Here is a 21,815-nt window from a genome sequence, read left to right as displayed (position 1 = left end):
CGCTATAATCCGGGAAAATCAGGCTTTGGAGGTCGATATGAAACAACCAGGCAAAGATTGCACATCGTTCGGGCTCCAGCCTGCCAGGCAGAACTCATGAGCAGGCTGCTTGATTGCCTGTGCCTGGAAGATTTCGAACGGCAGGCCCGGCGTACCCTACCGCGCCCGCTATACGGCTACATCCGCGCCACCGCTGAAGACGGCATATCGTATAAAAACAATGTTGATGCATTCCGCCGCTACGCTTTTGTTCAGAGATCACTGATAGACGTGTCGGCACGCCACACCGACAGCCTTTTATTTGATCACCAATACAGCCAGCCTTTCGGCATTGCCCCCATGGGCTTGAGTGCGCTGTATACCTATCGGGGCGATATCGTTCTGGCTCAGGCAGCCGCCAATCACAACATCCCCATGATCGTCAGCTCCTCTTCCCTCATTCCCATGGAGCTTATTGCCCGGCATAACCCACAAGCCTGGTTCCAGGCTTATGTTCCCGGAGAAACAGACAAGCTTGAAGCACTGGTAGAACGTATTCTCAATGCCGGATTTCGCACACTGGTGATCACGGTCGATACCCCCGTCAATCCGAATAAGCAAAACTATTTGCGCTATGGCTTCTCATCGCCCCTGAAGCTTACGCCCCAACTGCTATGGCAAGGTATCTCGCACCCTCGCTGGCTCGCAAATACATTTCTGCCAACGGTGCTCAAGCACGGGATCCCTCACTTTGAGAATAATTATGCAACGCGTGGCGTGGCCATTATTTCACGCAAGGTGGAGCGCGACTTCTCTGATCGAGGCAAACTGAACTGGCATCACATCCGGCATATACGCGAGCTGTGGCGCCACAATCTAATCATCAAGGGTTTGCAGGATCCTACGGATGTGGTGAAGGCTGTGGATCATGGTGTGGATGGCGTCATCCTGTCCAACCACGGAGGACGTCAGCTAGACAGCGTGGTGTCACCGCTACAACTCCTGCCTCAAGTCGTCAGCCGATGCCCATCGATTCCAATCATGATGGACGGAGGAATACGGCGCGGGTCGGATGTGATCAAATGCCTGGCGCTGGGCGCCCGCATGGTGTTTGTTGGGCGGCCATTTGCCTACGCGGCGGCAACAGGCGGACGCGCAGGAGTAGACCGGGCTGCTGAACTGCTGTCTCTCGAGATAGACCGCAACCTGGCCATGCTCGGCGTGCCCAATATTGCCGGGCTTGGGCCAGATTGTTTAATCAAGCAGCCCGGGTATCTGTAAGCGCTGGGCAGCCTAAAAAAAAAGCCGGGAAAAACCCGGCTGTTTGTGCTTATTGACCTTCCAGGAAGCTCTTGAGCTTGTCGGCACGGCTGGGATGCCGCAGCTTGCGCAAGGCTTTCGCCTCGATCTGACGAATACGCTCACGCGTGACGTCAAATTGCTTGCCCACCTCTTCCAGTGTCTGGTCGGTGCTCATTTCGATGCCAAAACGCATGCGCAAGACCTTGGCTTCACGCGGCGTGAGAGAATCCAGCACCTCTTTGACCACATCGCGCATGGAGCCATGCAAAGCCCATTCGGACGGCGACAAGGTGCCGGTGTCTTCGATGAAATCACCCAGGTGCGAATCGTCGTCGTCTCCGATGGGGGTTTCCATGGAAATCGGCTCTTTGGCAATCTTCAGGATCTTGCGGACCTTGTCCTCAGGCATATCCATCTTCTGAGCCAGCGTAGCGGGATCAGGCTCAGCGCCGGTTTCCTGAAGAATCTGACGATTGATGCGATTCATTTTATTGATCGTTTCAATCATGTGCACAGGAATACGGATCGTACGAGCCTGATCAGCAATGGAACGGGTAATCGCCTGGCGAATCCACCAGGTGGCATACGTTGAAAACTTGTAGCCGCGACGATATTCGAACTTGTCCACCGCCTTCATCAGGCCAATATTGCCTTCCTGGATAAGATCCAGGAACTGCAAGCCACGATTGGTGTACTTCTTGGCAATAGAAATCACCAGACGCAGGTTGGCCTCGGTCATTTCACGCTTGGCCTTGCGAGCCTTGGCTTCGCCGGTTGCCATACGCTTGTTGACGTCTTTGAGATCTTTGAGCGGCAGGACAACACTGGTTTGCAGGTCGATCAGCTTTTGCTGGATCTCTTGGACGGCAGGAATATGACGCTCGAGCGTTTCGGAATAAGGATGTCCGGCAGCGACCTCTTGAAGCACCCAGTCCAGATTGGTTTCGTTGCCCGGGAATACCTTGATGAAATAAGCGCGCGGCATGCCTGCACGATCAACACAAGTATGCAGGACGGTGCGCTCAAGTTTGCGTACCACGGCAACTTGCTCGCGCAGCGTATCAGCCAGTTTTTCGACCATTTTGGCCGTGAAACGGACCCCCATGAGTTCGTTCAGAATGGCTTCCTGCGCCTCGGTGTACTCTTTGGCCTGGTAACCATCACGCTCGAAGGCCGTGCGCATTTTACCGAACCAGACGCTGATATTTTCGAACTTCTTGAGCGACTTGGTGCGCAAGTGCTCAAGCTGCTTGCTGCTCATGCCGCCCGCAGGACCGTCTTCGTTTTCGTCATTGTCGACCGATACGCCGGCACCTGCGTACTCTTCACCTTCCTGGTCGATCAGGCCGTCGACGACTTCGTCGATCTGGGCTGCACCATCGCGAACGCGTTGGATGTACTGCAGAATTTCATTGACTGTAGTTGGGCATGCAGCAATGGCCATGACCATATGCTTGAGGCCGTCTTCAATACGCTTGGCGATTTCGATTTCGCCTTCACGAGTCAGCAGTTCGACCGTACCCATTTCACGCATATACATGCGGACCGGATCAGTGGTGCGACCGAAGTCGGAGTCAACCGTGGTCAGTGCGGCTTCTGCCTCATCTTCGACATCGTCATCGCTGGAAGCCACGGGCGCGTTATCGCTCATGAGCAAGGCGTCTGCGTCGGGGGCCTGGTCGTAGACCGAGATGCCCATGTCGCTGAATGTACTGATGATGCCGTCAATAGCTTCGGCATCAACCAGGTCATCGGGCAGATGATCGTTGATCTCGCCGTAGGTCAGGTAGCCACGATCCTTGCCCAGCTTGATGAGCACTTTAAGACGGTTGCGACGGGCTTCCTGCTCTTCGGGTGTCATTTGATTGCGAGCAGGCACGTCTTTGTCGGCCTTGCCGCGCTTGCCGCCACGCTTGGGCAGAGGCTTGAGTTCTGGAATGACTTCTGCGTCGCCGTTATCGTCATCGTTGAAATCAGCCGAGTCATTATTGGCGTTCTTGGCCGGCCTTCCTGGACGACGTCCACTAGGCACCTTGGCGGCCGGCTTCGGCGCTGCGGTTTTAGCAGCCGTCTTGCGTGCAGCGGTTTTGCTTGCCGTCTTTTTGGCAGCCGTCTTGCTCGCTGCCGCTGTTTTGGCGGCAGGTTTTTTTTCTGCCTTCGAGCTTGCCCCTACCTTGACTGTTGTCTTGGCAGCGGTTTTGCTTGTTGCCGCAACAGTCTTTGTTTGCTTGACAGTATCTTCTGCAGTAGTGGGGGTTTTACCAGTAACTTGGGTCATAGTCGCTTCCGTAAACGCAAATGCACCCGGTGGACACACGCCAACGAGTGTTGCAAGGGCAGAACGTACTCATCGCAAAGCATGAACATCTTGCGTCGACAACATTGATGCAGCACACACCGCCCAGATAAGAAGTATCCCTGACGTATTATTCATATACCGTTACAGGGCAAAATGGGGCTAGTCGGCTTGCATGCCAGTGGCCATGCAAAATATGTTTAAGTCTTTGCGAAAACTCTCTATTTTAACGCATTTGATGCGAAGTCACACTGTTTACCAGAGCAATTCTTCGCGTCAATTCCTGATACCTTTTTCGGGAGGCATCGTCCCGCAGCCCCGCTTCCACCAATGCCGACTGTTCGGCTTTAATGGCTTCGAGCTCAATGCGTTGCAAGGCATCGTTCCATTCTATTTGCGGATGGGGCAGATCTTCCTGGTCGAGCAATTCGGGCGTCAAGGTGGCCAGCACACTTTCCAGATCGGAACCGGGCTCAGCCGCCTGCAATAAAGCGCCGGCATGGCGCGCGCCTGTCATGTTCGCCAGGGCAATCAATTCTCTTACCAATACCAGATGGGGGCCATGCTCCAGAATTTCAAGCTGCTGGTCACCCAACCCCGATACAAGCTCCGGATGTGCGAGCAACAGTCGTAGCAAACGCTTGGCCATGGGCGTAACGCTTCTGGCCTTGCCAGAAGCGTTACGCCCATGGCCTGGGCGCCCACCGGCCGGTGTGCTGTGGACAGCCGTGTCATTGACCATGATGGCCGGAGCATAAGCGCTGTAATCTTCGTCATCAAAAACGGGGACATCCATGAAGCCAGGCGGTTCGTCCTGGCCTGCGTGTTGGCCGGGCCCTGCCACGCGCTCTACGGGCTGCAAGCCAGGCTCCGCGCCTGCGGCCTGCGGCACAGGCACTGTAGCCATCAATTGATCGAGCTCTTCGGGCGTCAGCTGGACAAGCTTGGCAAACTCACGCTCGATTTGTATACGCAAGGTCGTATCCTCGGGCAACAAGGCCAGCAAAGGCTTGGCTTCGTGCGCACACGCCGCACGGCCCTCTGCTTCGTTCAAGGCATGGCGCGAGGCCAACTCATCGAGCATGAAGCGCGACAGGGGCATCGCCTCGGCCGCGGTAGCCTTGAAGGCCTCGGCGCCATACTCCTTGATATAGGAGTCCGGGTCATGCTCAGCAGGCAGGAACAAGAAGCGCATGGACACGTCATCGCGTACCAAAGGCAGGCAAGTATTCAGGGCACGCCAGGCAGCCCTGCGCCCTGCCTTGTCGCCGTCAAAGCTGAAGATAATTTTGTTGCTGGCGCGCAACAATTTTTGTATATGAAAGGGCGTAGTTGCCGTGCCCAGCGTGGCCACAGCATTGGACAGGCCATGCTGGGCCAGGCCCACGACATCCATATAGCCTTCGACCACCAGCACATAGCCTTCGCTGCGTATGCCGGCGCGGGCCTCCCACATACCATAGAGCTCATGCCCCTTGGAAAAAAGCCCGGTCTCAGGAGAGTTCAGATATTTGGGCTCACCCTTGCCAATAATGCGCCCGCCAAAACCAATCAAGTTACCGCGCGCATTCCGTATCGGGAACATGATGCGTTCCCGAAAACGGTCGTAGCGCCGACCATCGTCAGCTTCGATCACCAGACCGGACTCAACCAGCAAGGTATCTTCGTATTGGGGAAAAACTGCAGCCAGCCCGCGTCGGTCGGTGCCAGACCAGCCCAGACCAAAGCGCGCGGCTATTTCGCCGGACAGGCCCCGCTGCTTGAGGTAGCGGATGGCACTCTGCGAACCCTTGAGTTCACGCAGATAATGCGCCTGCGCCGTATCCAGTATTTGCTGGTGACGGTTAACCTCTTCTTTGCGGCGACGATCGGCAGCCTGCTGTCGGGGGCTGCGGGGCTCTTCGGGCACCGTCATGCCAACGGTTGACGCCAGTGAGCGGACAGCTTCCGGAAAACTGGCGCCCGTATGCTCCATCAGGAAGCCCACAGCGCTGCCATGAGCTCCGCAACCAAAGCAGTGATAAAACTGCTTGGTGGGGCTTACTGTAAATGAGGGGCTTTTTTCGTTGTGGAAGGGGCACAAGCCAAGCAGATTGGCTCCACCCTTGCGCAACTGTACATATCGCCCGACGACGTCAACAACATCAACCCGGGCGAGTAGTTCCTGAACAAATGATTCAGGGATCAATCAATACAGACGCGGAGGCAGTTGTTGGCTGCGGATGCGTTTGTAGTGGCGCTTGACGGCGGCAGCATGCTTGCGCTTACGCTCAGCCGTAGGCTTTTCGTAGAATTCGCGCGAACGCAACTCGGTCAGGAGGCCGATTTTTTCAATAGTGCGCTTGAAGCGGCGAAGCGCGGCTTCAAACGGCTCGTTTTCTTTCAGACGAACGATAGGCATGTAGTCTTAAGCCTTGAAGGTTAAATTAATTTGTGGGTGAAACGGTAACCAAAGAGTTTAACATAAAACCCGCTTCCTTGCCTGCCACCCGAATGCACACAATCCTAATTCCGGACGCCCTTGCGCACCCAGGACTCAAGCTGATGAGGTCGAATGCTGTCGTAGTCTTCGAAGGGTTGATGAATCCAGGGGTTGGTAGGCAGCTTTTCGACGAAATAGTCGGGAACAGCCTGAGAATGCCCCTTCCACCACAAGACAGCGGTTTTCAGCTCGGTAATGGCAGGAAACTGCTGCACCAGGTGATCACGCACACGGCTGAAGGTCATGCCGGTATCGACCATGTCATCAACCAGCAACACCTTGCCGTCGAGCGTACCGCGTGTAATGGTAATAAATTGGGCAATATCAAGTTGCCCTTGCTGTGTACCTGCTGCTTCACGATAACTGCTGGTCGCCAATATACCCAGAGGAATGTCGTAAATACGCGACAACACATCGCCAACCCGGACACCACCACGTGCCAAGCACAGTATTTTGTCGAACTGCCATCCTGATTCGTGGACATTGAGGGCCAAACGCTCGATGAGACGGTGGTACTCGTCCCAGCTGATCCAGAGGTCGCGATCAGTATTCGGAGGCAGATTCATAACAATGGTTCCGTAAAGGGCTATGTTGCAAGGAACGTAATCATAAACCCGTATGCATCACAAGAAAAGGCCAGGCCCCGAATCATACGGAGCCTGGCCCTTCTGACAACCTACAGCCGACAGTGGCGTGGATCAGCCGTTGAACGGATGGCGCAACACAATGGTTTCCATACGGTCGGGACCGGTAGAGACCATATCGATGCCCACGTCGCAGACTTCGGCGATGCGCTCGAGATAGCGGCGCGCATTAACCGGCAGTTTGTCGTATTCGGTGATACCTACCGTGGACTCCGTCCAGCCAGCCATTTCCTCGAGCACGGGCTCGGCTTCGGCCGCCGCATGTGCACCGTAAGGCAAGACATCAAGAAACTGCCCTTTATAGCGATAGCCCACACCAATCTTGAGCTGTTCAACACCGTCGAGTACATCGAGCTTGGTAATGCATAGACCGGAAATGCCGTTGATCATGACGGAACGTTTCATGGCGGCACCATCGAACCAGCCACAGCGGCGGGGACGACCTGTAACCGAGCCAAATTCTTTGCCTACAGTCGCCAGGCGTGCGCCGGTATCGTCGAGCAGCTCGGTCGGGAAGGGGCCACCGCCCACACGTGTGGTGTAGGCCTTGGCAATGCCCAACACATAGTCGAGCGCCTGAGGACCGACACCAGCCCCTGCAGATGCGGCACCCGCTATGCAGTTGCTGCTGGTCACGAAAGGATAAGTACCGTGGTCGATATCGAGTAACGCACCCTGCGCACCTTCGAACAAGAGCTTGTGGCCGGCCTTGCGGGCGAGATGCAAATTGCTGGAGACATCCGCCACCATGGGTTCCAGCACGGGAGCCAGGGCCATGGCCTGGTCACGGACCTCGCTCAGGACAACAGCCTTGCCACCCAGGTACTGCGTGAGCACAAAATTGTGGAAATCAAGGGTTTCAGCCAGCTTTTCGTCAAAAATGGCGGGGTCGTACAAATCTTGCACACGTAGTGCGCGACGACCAATCTTGTCTTCGTAGGCTGGGCCTATGCCACGACCGGTCGTGCCAATTTTGCCGTCGCCCTTGCGTGCTTCGCGAGCTTGGTCAATAGCAATATGGTATGGCAGGATCAGTGGGCAGGCTGGCGAGATTTGCAAACGCGGGCGAACGTCCAGCCCAGCATCTTCGAGTTCGCTGATTTCTTTCAGGAGCGCTTCGGGCGACAGCACCACACCATTGCCGATATAGCAGGTAACGTGTGCATGCATGATGCCGGAAGGAATCAGGCGCAGAATGGTTTTCTTGCCATTGATCCACAAAGTATGGCCGGCATTGTGCCCGCCTTGAAAGCGTACTACACCCTGGGCCGACTCAGCCAGCCAGTCAACGATCTTTCCTTTGCCCTCGTCACCCCATTGGGTTCCGATTACAACGATATTCTTGCTCATGTTACGTATCAGAAAAAATTCCGGCCCGATAGACACAAGGCCAAAGTAGGTTTAAATCATACGATAAAACAAACCGGTTCCCCGGCTAGGCTATCGCCCTCACCTTCCAGGTTCCACCGTCCGGTACCAGCTCACGGTCAACGGTAAACTCATCCAGCCACTGCAGTTGCCCCGGCAGCATCTGTACAACGATCTCGCCTGCAGCGCGCAACTTGCACAAAGCATCGACCAGCGCCGCATCGGTACCCCAAGGAGCACGTATGGCCTTGGCTACCGGGGCTGCCGGCAGCCCCGATGACAATTTGCGTAAATCAAGACTAAACCCTGTTGCCGGGCGGGAACGACCAAAAGCGCGGCCCACACCATCGTAGCGCCCTCCGCGCACCAGCGCATCGTGCCAGCCATGAGCGTAAATGGAAAACACTACGCCAGAGTGGTAGCCATAACCACTGCCCATATCGGCCAGATCAATGCTGAATTCGTGGCCCGGCAATGCTGCAATGAGGACGTCGAGATCGTCGAGAGCCGCATGCAGGGCCGGCAACGCCGGCAACACGCTACGCGCCTTGGTGATGACCCCGGTGGTGCCATACAGTGATGCAAGCTGTATGAGCGCCTGAATACTACCGGTTTGAACACCTGAAATTTGCGTACCCAACTCAGTCAGTCCGGGGACATCTTTGGTGCCCAGCAACTCGTGGATGCGATCAGCAAAGTCGGCCAGCGCCGGATCGGAGTCGATGATCGACCGCAAGACACCAGGGTGATTGAGGTCGACCCGTGCATGCTGGACGCCTGCCCGTTTGACACTGGCCAGGGCCAACTCGATGACTTCGATATCGGCCTCGACACCGGAATGGCCGAAAATCTCGGCGCCAATCTGCAGCAGCTCGCGGTCAGACAACAAGCCTGCAGGCCGTGCATGCAATACCGTGCCGCAGTAGCACAGGCGTGTTACGCCTTCGCGGTTAAGCAAATGAGCGTCTATGCGAGACACCTGCGGCGTCATGTCGGCACGTACCCCCAGGGTACGCCCGGAAACCTGGTCGATAAGTTTGCAGGTACGTAGATTTAGATCGGCGCCGGTGCCTGATAATAAGGACTCGATGTATTCGACCAACGGCGGAGCAACGAGCTCAAAGCCATAGGTGCGATACAGATCCAGCAGGCCACGCCGCAATTCTTCTATGCGACGCGCCTCGGCGGGCAAAATATCGGCCAGGCTTTCTGGCAACAACCAGTTGGACATCATGCGAACCAATGCGGGAAAGTGCCAAACAAAAAGCGACCTGGGGCGTAAGCCCGCCAAGTCGCTTGCGGCAAAAGTTAAACAAAACTTACGCGTTAGTATAAACGATAGCCGCAAGAAGTGAAACAGGCCCCGATTATTCGGAGCCTGTTTTGTGTGTTGCGGGGCAAGTAGCTTAAGGAGTGCCGGGCTGTACGCCTTGCTTGCCTGTACCTGAGTTCCAGAATCGGAAGAACTCGGACTTGGGGCTGATCACAAGCGCATCGCTGGAGTCGGAGAATGCGGCCTTATAGCCTTCAAGACTCTTGTACAGGCTATAGAAGTCGGGATTTGCACCGTAGGCTTCTGCATAAATGGCAGCAGCCTTGGCGTCACCCTCACCCTTGATCCCTTGCGCCTGGGCATAAGCCTTGGCCAGCAACTCCTGACGCTCGCGATCAGCCTGCGCACGAATGCGCTCGCTATCGGCAGCACCCGTCGCCCTCAAGCGATTGGCTTCCTGTTTACGCTCGGCTTCCATACGGCGGTACACCGATTCAGAGATCTCCGGGGCAAAGTCGATGCGGCGCAAGCGCACATCGACCACCTCGACACCAAGCGGCTTGGCACGTTCTTCAACATTGCTCAAGATTTCGCGCATGATGGTGTCACGCTCGTTCGAAACGACTTCCTTGACTGTACGTACGTTTACCGAGGCGTTCAGGGCATCACGGATTTGTGCAGTAAGACGTTCGACTGCTGCCCGGTCGTTGGCACCAAAAGTGACATAAAACAGACGTGGATCAGCAATACGCCACTTGACGAAAGAATCGATCAGCAGGTTCTTCTTTTCAGCAGTCTGGATACGTTCGGGATCGTTGGTTTCGATGGTTTGCAGACGCTTGTCGAGTCTGACCACCGTTTCAAAAGGTGGCGGCAGTTTGAAATGCAAGCCAGGCTCGGTAATGGTGTCGCGCACTTCACCCAGGGCAAAGACCAGTACGGCATCACGTTCGCGGACAACAAATACACAAGTAGACAGGATGGCCAGGAGAATGACCAGGCCGACTAAAGCAGGGAAAAAACGTTGCATTATGGCCTCCTAGCGCGAATACGGATTGGACAACGACGAATTGACCGTAGTGTCGCCGTCGGACGACGTAGCGGGTCGTGCCGGAGCGGACTGCTTAGCCGGCTGAGTCGTTGACGCCGCTGCGGCGCTGGAAGTGCTTTCAATGGATCCACTGAAGCTGCGATGGTCGCCCGCTGCCTGGTTCATGATTTTATCCAGGGGCAGATACAGCATGTTGTTGCTGGCCTGGGAATCAATCATGATCTTGCTGCTGTTCTCTAGTATTTCCTGCATGGTCGACAGATACATGCGTTCGCGAGTGATGTCGGGAGCCTTGGCGAATTCGGCCTCTACTTTGGTAAAGCGTGCCGTATCACCGCTTGCGTCACCAATTACGGTGGCGCGATACCCTTCGGCTTCTTGTATCATCCGTGCGACCTGACCCTGGGCTTCGGGCAACACCTTGTTGGCATACGCGTTACCTTCGTTGATTTGGCGTTCGCGATCCTGACCGGCCTTGACGGCATCATCGAAGGCGGCCTGCACCTGCTCGGGCGGTTGCACGTTCTGGATGGCAACCGTACTGATCTGAATACCCGTTTCGTAGCGATCAAGTATGCTTTGCGCCAGGCTTTGCACTTCAGTTGCCACTTCAGTACGTCCGGAATACAGGACAAAGTCCATGGGCTTCTTGCCGACGATTTCGCGCATGGCGGTTTCAGCGGCTTGCCGCACAGACTCATCGGGATGACTGGTCTTGAACAGGTAGTCTGGTGCACCGTTGGGCATCAGGCGATACTGCACCACAAACTGCAGGTCGACGATGTTCTCGTCGGTGGTCAGCATCAGGGATTCCGGCAGGACCTTGTTACGTGCATTGCCACGATAACCCACTTCGAAAGTACGCAACTGCGCAATATTGACGCTCTGATGTGCTTCAATCGGATACGGCAGGCGCCACTGCAGGCCTGGCGGCAATGTTTTGGTGTACTTGCCAAATTTGGTCACCACCGCAACCTGGCCTTCCTGGACAATGATGAAGCCGCTGGCCAGCCAGAGCGCGACGATAATCGCCACGATGATCGCAATGCTTTTGGGTGATCCTTTGGGCAATTGTGGGCGGCTACCCGAGCCACTGCCATTACCACCGCCGGACTGGCCGCCACGCTTGGGCTTGCGCCCAAACAGAGACCCCAGCCGATTATTGAAATCGCGCCAGACCTCGTCCAGGTCAGGAGGACCTTCGCCCTGATTTGGACGACGGGGCGGTTCGGAACCGTTGTTGTTGCCTCGTCCCCAGCCCGGATCATTCAAATTAAATATTTTCGACATTAAACGCATTATTTCCCGCGATTTGACCGGATTCGACAATTGCCCCACGCAAATCGTCCAAACCCGTGCGCCCTGCGGCGCTTACAAAAACTCGTGCAATCGTACCATGTTCGTTACGCTCCATTCTTGGCTCGTAACCAGCCAGGTCGATTTTGTTATAGACAAGGATCAGTGGAATATCGGCTGCACCGATATCGGCCAATACTTTGTTTACCTCGACAATCTGCTCATCGCGCTGAGGACTTGCAGCATCGACCACATGCAGCAATAGGTCAGCCTGTACGGTTTCTTCCAGGGTCGCCCGGAATGCAGCGATCAGCGTGGGAGGCAGATCGCGTATGAAACCAACCGTATCCGAGATGACCACTTGCCCTGCCCCTTCTATCCATACGCGCCGCGTAGTGGTATCGAGCGTGGCAAACAACTGGTCGGCCGCGTAGGCCCCGGCTCGCGTCAAAGCATTAAACAAGGTCGATTTGCCCGCGTTGGTATAACCTACCAGCGACACCGACAAGGTGTTGCTGCGTGATCGCGCCCGTCGCTGAGTGGTGCGCTGGCGCTGTACACGCGCCAGGCGCTCACGCAGCAAACGCACCTTATCACCTATCATGCGGCGGTCCATTTCGAGTTGTGCCTCGCCCGGACCTCGCATGCCTATACCGCCGCGTTGACGCTCAAGGTGAGACCACATGCGCGTCAACCGAGTCGACAAGTGCTGCAGTTGTGCCAGCTCGACCTGCAGCTTACCCTCGTGGCTCTTGGCCCTGAGGGCAAAGATATCAAGAATCAGCGCAACCCTATCCACCACACGTAGTTTAAAGCCTCTTTCTAAATTACGTTGCTGCGCCGGCGTAAGCGCCTGATCGAACAGAACAAGCTCAGCTTGTTCCGCCTCTGCCACCAGTACAGCCTCTTCGAGCTTGCCTGAGCCAATGAAATGCGCCGCGTCGGGACGTGCCCGTCTGGCAACTATCGTAGCGACGACTTCGGCACCAGCACCTTCGGCCAGCATGGCGAACTCTTCGGCATGAGCGGAATAGTCGGGTTCTCCGAGATCAACGCTGACTATCAGTACCTTCATGCGGGCAGACCAAAAGAAATGCCCGCCGGCGCGAGGCACACGGCGGGCGTTCCGGTGGTGATAAGGCTATGCGGCAGCTTATTCAGAAGGTTCATCCACTTGGAAGTTGACTGGACGGGCAGGTACAACAGTGGAAATAGCGTGCTTGTAGACCATTTGCGTAACGGTATTGCGCAGCAATACGACATACTGGTCGAAAGACTCGACCTGACCCTGCAGCTTGATTCCGTTAACCAGATAGATGGATACAGGTACGTGGTCCTTGCGAAGGGCGTTTAAAAATGGATCTTGTAGTGTTTGCCCTTTATTGCTCATTGGCTAGGCTCCGAATGTGTTGTTATTTAAGGTGGTATTGTGACAGTGCTACTTTACAGGGTTTTCCCTGAATGCGCACGTTACGCAAGTGACAATTAGTCGAGTTCAAGATATTTTAATATGTTTTCTCGAGTATTTTGACCAAGCTATTACATAGACGCTCGCAATCTTCGAGAGTTCCCACGGTAATACGCAAAAACTGGTCTATACGGGGCAGCTTGAAGTGTCGCACCAATATGTTTTGCTCGCGTAGCGCCTGGGCAAGTGCAGCACCCTCGAATTTCGGATGCCGTGCGAACACAAAGTTGGTTTTGCTGGGCAATACCTGGAAACCAAGTCCGGTCAACTGCTCTGTAAGCTGGGTTCGTGCATCGATAACCGCCTGGCACATCTGCTTAAAGTAAGCGGTGTCTTCCAGGGCAGCTACGGCTCCGGCCTGGGCCAGAACATCTAACGGATAAGAGTTGAAGCTATCCTTGACACGATTCAGGCCCTGAATAACCTGAGAGTCGGCTACGGCGAACCCCACACGCAAGCCCGCCAACGAACGCGACTTGGACAAGGTATGCACCACGACGATATTGTCGTACTCTTTGAGCAGTGCAATAGCTGTTTCGGCACCGAAATCGACATAAGCCTCGTCAACCACCACGGGAATATCGGGGTTGGCAGCAGCAATCGCCCTGATATCGTCAAGCGTCAGGGCAATGCCTGTGGGCGCATTGGGATTCGAAAATATAATGCCCGCCGGCTCTACGCTGTGGGCCTGGGTGTAATCGTCGACACGAATCGAAAAATCATCGGCCAGAGGCACCAATTGGACCGGTATCTGGTACAAGGTGCAGTAAGTCCGGTAGAAGCTGTAGGTGATGTCCGGCATCAACAAGGCTCGCCCCGAGCGGCGGAACAAACCATTGAAGATATGTGCCAGGACTTCATCGGAACCGTTGCCGACAAACACCTGCTTGATATCCAGGTCATGCAATTGGGCAATGGCTGCGCGCAGCTTGACCGACTCATTGTCGGGATACAGGCGCAGGCGGTCACTAGCCGCATGCTTGATTGCCTCTAGTGCCCGTGGCGACGGTCCGTATGGATGCTCATTGGTATTGAGCTTGAGCAGATTGGTGACACTCTTGGGTTGCTCACCCGCCACATAAGGCGTCAGATCAGCAAGATGATCACTCCAGAAACGACTCACTGCGCCCCCTGTAGATAAGGATTCTGAGAAGACTTGAACTCTATGCGTAGCGGCGTGCCATCAAGCTTGAACTCGCTACGAAAACGCCCCTCTAGGTAGCGTCGGTAAGAATCCGATATGGCATCAAGGGCATTGCCATGAATGATGATAAGTGGCGGATTTTGCCCCCCTTGGTGCGCATAGCGCATCTTGGGCCGGAAAATGCCCTTGCGTGGCGGCTGCTGTTGCTCGACGGCTGCATGCAGCACACGAGTCAGTTTGGGTGTGGACAGCTTGGCAAACGCTGCAGCATGAGCCGCATTCACAGACTTGAGCAAGGCATTGACACCCTGGCCCTTCAGCGCCGAAACCGTATGCATTTTTGCAAACGACAGAAAATGCAGCTTGCGGTCAAAATCGCGCTGGATGCGCTCGCGCTGATCGCGATCGAGGCCATCCCACTTATTGATGGCCACCACCAGCGCCCTGCCTGTCTCAAGGACAAAGCCGGCGATGTGCGCATCCTGATCGGAAATTTCAGTCTGGGCATCGAGCATCAGCACGACAACATTGCACGCCTCTATGGCCTGCAACGTCTTGATGACAGAGAACTTCTCGATGGCTTCAAAGACTTTGCCACGACGACGCAAGCCGGCCGTATCGATGAGGGTATAAGCCAGACCATTGCGCTCGAATTCGATCTCGATAGCGTCACGCGTAGTGCCAGGCATATCAAAGGCTATGACGCGGTCTTCGCCCAGCAAGGTATTGATCAAGGTCGACTTGCCCACATTAGGGCGTCCGACAATGGCGAGCTTGATACGGTGCGATACTTCTGCGTCTGCGCTTGGTTCTGTGTCGTGCCCGGCCTGATCATCGTCCTCCAGGGAGGGTTCGACATCATCGGCGATGAACTCCGGCTCTTCGGTAGCGTCGGCCTCGTGCACATCGTCGAGATACGACAGCGCATGCTCGATCAGATCGACCACGCCATCGCCATGCGATGCGGAAATGGCATGCGGTTCGCCCAGACCCAGCTCATGAAACTCTGCCGTAGCCGAACCATAGCGCATGCCTTCAGCCTTGTTGACAGCAAGAAAGACACGTTGACCCGATTTGCGCAATAAACGCGCAATTTCGTGATCGTGGGCATTGACGCCTGCGCGTGCATCCACCAAAAAAATGACGACGTCGGACTCGGCTATGGCCTGCTGCGTCTGGCGCGCCATTTCGAGCAGAATGCCATTTTTGGCGACCGGTTCGAAGCCGCCAGTATCGACCGCAATAAATGGGTGTTCGCCCACTCGTCCTTCGCCATAGTGCCGGTCGCGTGTCAGACCTGAAAAATCGGCGACCAACGCGGCGCGCGAACGCGTGATCCGGTTGAACAATGTGGACTTGCCCACGTTGGCGCGCCCTACCAGGGCAACAACCGGCTTATATGCAGTGCTGTTCAATTGACACCAACCAATACCAGATTTCCGTTGCCTGTTTGTACCAGCACGCCATTATTGCTGGCCAGGAGCGGTGAAATAATGGCGTCACCACCCACGTGTACACGGCCAAGCAGTTGACCATCAGCGCGTGACAGGAAATGCACATAGCCTTCGTAGTCACCAAAAGCGACAGCCTGCGGAATGACCGCTGGTGACGACAGGCGGCGGTTGGCCAGAGCATCCTGCTTCCAGACCTCATGCCCGTCATTAAGGGCAAATGCGTGGACTTGCCCCCGCTGATTGGCGGAATAAGCTTGCCGCGTATCGGTGGCCATGCCGGTATTGCTGGAGAAATACTGCTCCCACAGCGGCCTGCCGCCCTGTGTAAGATCAAAGCACACCATGCGCCCCTGATACGTCACACCGCACAGCAAGGGACCTTGCAGCTGCGGTGTACCGACCACATCGCTGATGCGTTCGAGGTCGGTCGCGCCCTGGGACACCGACACGGTGCCTTCCCACTGGACGTTGCCACTACGAGTATCGATTGCAATAAGACGACCATTGGGCAGCCCCGAAACCAGCAGGCCATCGACAATAACCATTTGCATATTGGTTTTCAGAGCCAGAGCCGGGCCGGGGCGCTGCAGGCTCCAGCGCAATTCGCCGGTTTCCTCGTCGAAAGCCTGAATACGGTAATCGCTGCTGCGTACCGCAACAATGCCGTTCCCGACGGCAGGTGGCATATTGACCGCACTGCTTGCCTTGCCGCGCCACTTTTCGATACCCTGGTCGTTAAAGGCAATGACCGTACCATCGCCAGCAGCGACGGCGGTTGTACGTCCGTCGGAACCTACGCCTGCCGACAGATCGACTCCTGCGTTGGACTGCCACAGGACAGCGCCAGAAGCCGCATTCAGCTTGCTGATATTGCCATTGGGCGTAGCGGCGTATACGGCTTCGCCGACCAGTGCGGGAGCAAACCCGTAGCCACCGCCGCTGCCTATCGATACCGACCAGGCGATATGCGCCGATATGCCCGCCGGATATTCGGTAAGGGGCGCTGGTTCATAACGCGGGTTGGGACTGGAGAACATCGAGCAGCCCGCCAGTGCGGCAACGCTCAGGGCAAGGACAGCACTGCGCACGATACGGCGAGAGACGGCAATATGCATGAATCAGGCTCCACCTAAAGCATCTATCTTCAATTGAACGATTTGCGTCACAGGGTCATTACCGAATGCCTTCAGTGCAGTTTCCCAAGCCTTTTTTGCCTCGGCTGTTTTACCTTGTGCCAATAGAATATCACCTTGGCGGTCGGCGTAAAGCCCAGCAAAAGCGGGAGGTGCATCGGCTACCTGCGCAAGAGCCTGATCATACTGTTTTTGCTCAAGCAGCACCCCTGCCAATCTGAGCTTGGCCAGTGGTATCAGGCTTGGGTCGGAACTGTTGTTGACCAGCCATTCAAGCTGCTCACGTGCACCATCGAGGTCGTTGCGTTGCTGCAAGACCTGAGCCGCAATCAGCACGCCACGTGGCGTATAGCCCGACTTGCTGAAATCATCGCGTAAAGTATTGCTGGCAGCCTTGACACGTGCCAAGGCATCATCGCCCTGTTGGCGAGCCGCGCCCTCAAGTGCCTCGAAGTAGCCCATGGCCTGGCTCGCGGTATGCCCTTGATACCACTGCCAGCCACGCCACCCCACGACACCGGCCACCACGACAAAGCTCAGCACAACCAGCAATGTACCGTAGCGTTCCCACCATGCGCGCAATGCGTCAAGTTTTTCCTGTTCTTCTAAATCGTATGCCATGCCTTAAACCTTTAATTTCAATTCTTTCATCAAGCGATCCAGAGGGACCGTTTCCTGCTGAGGCTGGCCTTCAATGGCCGGTTCCCGTAGCCATTTGATACTGGCGCTAGCGGAGGCGACTTCATCTTCCCCAAGAATAACCGCCAGGCTGGCGCCACTGGCATCAGCGCGCTTGAACTGCGACTTGAAGCCAGTCGAACCCGCATGAACAATCACGCGCAAGCCTTCATCACGCATCTGCTCTGCCAGTCGGGCAGCCAAACGTTGAGCTGCTGCTCCCTGGTGAATGACATACACTTGGCATTCAGGAGGTGAAGTGACCTCGCCCGAGTGTGCACACAAGTCAAGCAAACGCTCGACCCCAATGGCAAAACCCACTGCCGGAGCAGGCTTACCACCCAATAATTCAATCAGACCATCATAACGGCCACCACCGCATACGGTACCCTGCGCACCCAGGCGATCAGTCACCCATTCAAAAACTGTCAGGTTGTAATAGTCGAGCCCACGAACCAGACGTGGGTTCAAACGATACTCGATACCGGCGTCGCTCAGGCGATCGCACACCTCCTGAAAATGAGCCAGTGATTCTGCCCCCAGAAAGTCGAACAGGCGCGGAGCGTTGTTGGCCATATCCTGCATGGCCGGATTCTTGGTGTCGAGTACCCGCAACGGATTGGTGTGCATGCGCCGGCGAGCTTCTTCGTCCAACACTTCTTGATGCTGCTCAAGATACTCGATCAGGGCACTGCGATGCGCGGCACGCTCGTGAGCCTGACCCAATGAGTTGAGTTCCAGCCGAATATCGCTAAGACCCAGTATTTTCCAGAGGCGACCCAGCATGATGATGAGCTCGGCGTCGATATCGGGGCCTGCAAAGCCCAGTGCTTCGACGTCGATCTGGTGAAACTGGCGATAGCGCCCACGCTGCGGCTTTTCGTGGCGAAACACCGGACCCATGGCGTAGACACGATGCGGACGGTCGTACAGCATATTGTGCTCGATGCTTGCACGCACCATGCCAGCAGTGAATTCGGGCCGCATGGTCAGGTGCTCGTTATTGAGCGCATCGGTAAATGAGTACATTTCTTTTTCGACGATATCGGTGACTTCGCCGATGCCTCGCGTAAAGAGCCGGGTCTGCTCGAGTACGGGGGTACGCATATTGCGATAGCCGTAGGCGGCCAACCATGCCCGTACCGTGGCTTCCAGTGTTTCCCACTGAGAACTGGTATCGGGAAGTATATCTTTCATGCCTGTGAGGGCACGAACCTTCTGAAACGACTGCGTCATAAATAAATTTTCTATGTATCTGCGGCTTCAGCCGCCTACCTTGTTATTGTTCGTATCGCCCGCACCATAGCGTCGTTCGACATATTGTTCAACGATGGCCTGGAACTCCTGGGCGATAGTATCGCCCTTCAGGGTGACCGTGCGTTTTCCGTCGACATAAACCGGGGCTGAAGGCACTTCGCCCGTACCAGGCAGGCTGATACCAATATCGGCGTGCCGGCTTTCTCCGGGGCCGTTGACCACACATCCCATAACGGCCACATTCATGGTTTCTACACCCGGATAACGATTTTTCCAAACCGGCATCTGATCGCGCAGATATGACTGAATGCTGTCGGCAAGCTCTTGAAATACCGTACTGCTGGTACGTCCGCAGCCTGGACACGCCACGACCATGGGCGTAAAGGCACGCAAGCCCATGCTTTGCAGAATTTCCTGGGCGACGATGACTTCGCGCCGACGATCTCCGCCCGGTTCGGGTGTAAGCGAAATACGGATGGTGTCGCCTATACCCTGCTGCAACAAAACGGACAAGGCAGCCGTCGAGGCCACAATACCTTTGCTGCCCATACCGGCTTCGGTCAGCCCAAGGTGGACGGGATAGTCACAACGTGCCGATAAATCCTGATAAACAGTGATCAAGTCCTGCACGTGACTGACTTTGCACGACAGTACGATGGCATTGGACGGCAAGCCCAACTCTTCGGCACGCCGGGCATTGCTGATGGCGGACACCACCAAGGCATCGCGCATAACAGCCTGGGCATCCCAGGGCTGCGCCCGGCGGCTGTTGTCGTCCATCATGCGGGCCATCAGCTCGTGATCGAGACTGCCCCAGTTAACACCTATTCGTACCGGCTTTTCGTAGCGGCAGGCTACTTCTATCATTTGTGCAAAATTGTCGCCACGCTTCTTGCCTCCACCCATGTTGCCAGGGTTGATGCGGTATTTTGACAATGCCTGGGCACACTCGGGGAAATCGGCCAACAGCTTGTGGCCGTTGTAGTGAAAGTCGCCGACCAGGGGCACCGACACATTCATACGATCAAGCTGCTCGCGAATGGCAGGCACCTCGCGGGCTGCTTCGGGTGTGTTGACCGTAATCCTGACCAGCTCGGAACCCGCCTGAGCCAGGTCTTTGACCTGTATGGCGGTGGCAATGGCATCGGCGGTATCGGTGTTGGTCATGGACTGCACCACCACGGGTGCATTGCCCCCCACCTGAACCACGCGACCGCCCCATTGGACGGCGACAGCCCGTGTGGGCCGACGCCCCGCAGTACCTACTTTCAATGGCGTATCAGCCTGATTCAGGCCTGGTTCGATAATCATGCTTTCAGGGATTTTAGCCAGTCGAATATCAACCAGGAGTCGGGCACCCAGCCACGCTCTATGGCATAGAAACCGGCAACAAACAACAAAATGAGAATAACAATAAACCAGCCCCAGGGTCGATTGGCAGGCTCGCCATGCAGCGGTAGATCGCTGGGCCCGAGCGTCTGAGCCGTATTCAAAGCGGTTGGCTTGGCCACCGCTGTGGTACCAACCTGATTATCGAGCATGACAAGCAAGGCATCGACGTCGGCTTGTAGGTAACGGCCATAGTTCCTGACGAATCCACGCAGCGGCATGCCGCTAGGAAGGCGATCCCACTGCTCGGTCTCCAGGGCCTCGAGTTGACGGCTGGAGAACTTCAGGCGGGCAGACACTTCGCCTGGCGACAGTTGCTTCGCTTCACGGAGCCGGCGCAGCGTTGCACCCACGCCTGTGGGCAAGTCTGGATCATCGACCTCAGGCCGGGCCTCCCTGATTAAAGACGGTTCATTCATCCACGCTCCTGTTTTATTTCGATAATGGCGCGATCCGGCAAACGCTGGCTGATACGCGTACGGTCTTTGACATCGCCGGCTAACTGCCCGCATGCCGCCGCAATATCATCGCCACGTGTTTTACGCACCGTCGTTACTATTCCTGCATCCATCAAACGCTGTGCAAATAAGCGCACGCGTGTTGCTGGAGAACGCTTCAGACCTGATTGCGGAAATGGATTGAACGGAATCAAGTTGAATTTGCATCGCACCTGTTGAGCAATAGTAATCAATTCGCGCGCATGCTGGTCGGTATCGTTGACGCCATCCAGCATAATGTACTCAAAAGTGATGAAGTCACGTGGCGCATGCTCAAGGTAGCGATTACAGGCCGCCAGCAGCTCGGCCAAGGGGTGCTTGCGATTAAGCGGCACCAGTTTATCGCGTAGCGCATCGTTGGGCGCATGCAGCGATACCGCCAGTGCAACCGGGCAATCGCGCCCGAGGCGATCCATCATGGGGACCACGCCAGAGGTCGACACCGTGACGCGCCTGCGCGATAAACCATAGGCATTGTCGTCAAGCATCAGGCGCAAGGCGCCCAGCACTTGATCGTAATTGAGCAAAGGCTCGCCCATGCCCATCATGACCACATTGCTGATTACGCGGGCCGGATCAGCCTGGCTTTGCGAGCCATTGGACGCAGTACGTGCACTTTGCATGTCGGATTGCAGGACGCGCCGCGCATGCCAGAGCTGGCCAATGATTTCAGCCGTGGTCAGGTTGCGATTGAAGCCCTGGTAGCCGGTCGAACAAAAGGGACACGCCACCGTGCAACCCGCCTGGCTGGAGATGCATAGTGTGCCGCGGTCGTCCTCTGGTATGAATACGGCTTCGACGGCATTGTTCTTGCCTACGTCAAATAGCCATTTTCGCGTACCGTCAGCGGAACGCTGTTCGATTGACACCGGAGGGGCGGCAATCGAACAGTGCTCTGCCAGCTGTACGCGAAATTCACGCGCCAGATCGGTCATGTCGTCAAACGAATCAGCGCCGCGCTGATGTACCCAGCGCTGCAGCTGCTTGGCGCGGAAGGGCTTACCGCCCCACTGGCCGACCAGGTCGGTCAGTGCCGGAGTATCCAGACCGAGCAGATTAATGGTTTCGTTGACGGACATGATGTTGGTAGTGTGAATATCGCGA

19 protein-coding genes are annotated in these 21,815 nt (G+C 55.9%); 1 reads left to right on the top strand and 18 read right to left on the bottom strand.

Features of this window, described 5'->3' with window-relative positions:
* Positions 1–96 precede the first annotated feature (96 nt).
* On the top strand, positions 97–1,260 hold the full coding sequence (locus ERD84_RS09380) for an alpha-hydroxy acid oxidase (protein ID WP_130039356.1): 1,164 nt from the start codon (positions 97–99) through the stop codon (positions 1,258–1,260).
* 49 nt (positions 1,261–1,309) lie between these two features.
* Here the strand turns inward: ERD84_RS09380 and rpoD are convergent, their stop codons facing one another.
* The 18 genes from rpoD to rlmN form a co-directional block, all read right to left on the bottom strand.
* The gene (rpoD, locus tag ERD84_RS09375; RefSeq protein WP_130039355.1) at positions 1,310–3,559 is read right to left on the bottom strand and encodes an RNA polymerase sigma factor RpoD; all 2,250 of its coding nucleotides are present in this window, start codon (positions 3,557–3,559) and stop codon (positions 1,310–1,312) included.
* 244 nt (positions 3,560–3,803) lie between these two features.
* Positions 3,804–5,765 (bottom strand): DNA primase, encoded by a 1,962-nt coding sequence (gene dnaG, locus ERD84_RS09370; RefSeq protein ID WP_130039354.1) that lies wholly within the window; start codon positions 5,763–5,765, stop codon positions 3,804–3,806.
* The gene (gene rpsU, locus ERD84_RS09365; protein WP_013742464.1) at positions 5,766–5,978 is read right to left on the bottom strand and encodes a 30S ribosomal protein S21; all 213 of its coding nucleotides are present in this window, start codon (positions 5,976–5,978) and stop codon (positions 5,766–5,768) included.
* 104 nt (positions 5,979–6,082) lie between these two features.
* A complete protein-coding gene (locus ERD84_RS09360) occupies positions 6,083–6,625 on the bottom strand; it encodes a phosphoribosyltransferase (protein ID WP_130039353.1) in 543 nt (180 codons plus the stop codon).
* Between the two features lie 132 nt (positions 6,626–6,757).
* Positions 6,758–8,053, bottom strand: coding sequence for an adenylosuccinate synthase (locus ERD84_RS09355; RefSeq protein ID WP_167667374.1), 1,296 nt, complete (start codon positions 8,051–8,053; stop codon positions 6,758–6,760).
* A gap of 85 nt (positions 8,054–8,138) precedes the next feature.
* Positions 8,139–9,302: an ATP phosphoribosyltransferase regulatory subunit gene (locus ERD84_RS09350; RefSeq protein WP_130040013.1), complete on the bottom strand. Its 1,164-nt coding sequence runs from the start codon at positions 9,300–9,302 to the stop codon at positions 8,139–8,141.
* A 175-nt stretch (positions 9,303–9,477) separates the two neighbouring features.
* Complete coding sequence (hflC, locus tag ERD84_RS09345; protein WP_130039352.1) at positions 9,478–10,374, bottom strand: protease modulator HflC; 897 nt, start codon at positions 10,372–10,374, stop codon at positions 9,478–9,480.
* Positions 10,375–10,383: 9 nt separating this feature from the next.
* Positions 10,384–11,694, bottom strand: coding sequence for an FtsH protease activity modulator HflK (gene hflK, locus ERD84_RS09340; protein ID WP_130039351.1), 1,311 nt, complete (start codon positions 11,692–11,694; stop codon positions 10,384–10,386).
* Positions 11,669–12,766: a GTPase HflX gene (gene hflX, locus ERD84_RS09335; protein ID WP_130039350.1), complete on the bottom strand. Its 1,098-nt coding sequence runs from the start codon at positions 12,764–12,766 to the stop codon at positions 11,669–11,671. The genes hflK and hflX overlap by 26 nt, the downstream gene beginning before the upstream one ends.
* Before the next feature lie 78 nt (positions 12,767–12,844).
* Entirely contained in the window at positions 12,845–13,081 is a 237-nt protein-coding gene (gene hfq, locus ERD84_RS09330; protein WP_013742471.1) for an RNA chaperone Hfq, read from the bottom strand.
* Positions 13,082–13,196: 115 nt separating this feature from the next.
* Positions 13,197–14,282, bottom strand: a complete 1,086-nt coding sequence (gene hisC / locus ERD84_RS09325) for a histidinol-phosphate transaminase (RefSeq protein ID WP_130039349.1) — start codon at positions 14,280–14,282, stop codon at positions 13,197–13,199.
* Entirely contained in the window at positions 14,279–15,718 is a 1,440-nt protein-coding gene (gene der, locus ERD84_RS09320; protein WP_130039348.1) for a ribosome biogenesis GTPase Der, read from the bottom strand. Before der ends, hisC begins: the two co-directional genes overlap by 4 nt.
* On the bottom strand, positions 15,715–16,872 hold the full coding sequence (bamB, locus tag ERD84_RS09315) for an outer membrane protein assembly factor BamB (protein WP_130039347.1): 1,158 nt from the start codon (positions 16,870–16,872) through the stop codon (positions 15,715–15,717). Before bamB ends, der begins: the two co-directional genes overlap by 4 nt.
* 3 nt (positions 16,873–16,875) lie before the next feature.
* Entirely contained in the window at positions 16,876–17,511 is a 636-nt protein-coding gene (locus tag ERD84_RS09310) for a YfgM family protein (RefSeq protein WP_130039346.1), read from the bottom strand.
* Between the two features lie 3 nt (positions 17,512–17,514).
* Positions 17,515–18,804, bottom strand: coding sequence for a histidine--tRNA ligase (hisS, locus tag ERD84_RS09305; protein ID WP_130039345.1), 1,290 nt, complete (start codon positions 18,802–18,804; stop codon positions 17,515–17,517).
* A 27-nt stretch (positions 18,805–18,831) separates the two neighbouring features.
* A complete protein-coding gene (ispG, locus tag ERD84_RS09300) occupies positions 18,832–20,136 on the bottom strand; it encodes a flavodoxin-dependent (E)-4-hydroxy-3-methylbut-2-enyl-diphosphate synthase (protein WP_130039344.1) in 1,305 nt (434 codons plus the stop codon).
* Positions 20,133–20,633, bottom strand: a complete 501-nt coding sequence (locus tag ERD84_RS09295) for a helix-turn-helix domain-containing protein (RefSeq protein ID WP_130039343.1) — start codon at positions 20,631–20,633, stop codon at positions 20,133–20,135. The genes ispG and ERD84_RS09295 overlap by 4 nt, the downstream gene beginning before the upstream one ends.
* Positions 20,630–21,790: a dual-specificity RNA methyltransferase RlmN gene (gene rlmN / locus ERD84_RS09290; RefSeq protein WP_130039342.1), complete on the bottom strand. Its 1,161-nt coding sequence runs from the start codon at positions 21,788–21,790 to the stop codon at positions 20,630–20,632. The genes ERD84_RS09295 and rlmN overlap by 4 nt, the downstream gene beginning before the upstream one ends.
* Positions 21,791–21,815: the final 25 nt, after the last annotated feature.

Source organism: Pollutimonas harenae, from assembly GCF_004153685.1.
Classification (GTDB): Bacteria; Pseudomonadota; Gammaproteobacteria; order Burkholderiales; family Burkholderiaceae_B; genus Pusillimonas_C; species Pusillimonas_C harenae.
Note: the sequence above shows the minus strand (reverse complement) of the source record. Positions and strands in the feature narration are given on the sequence as shown.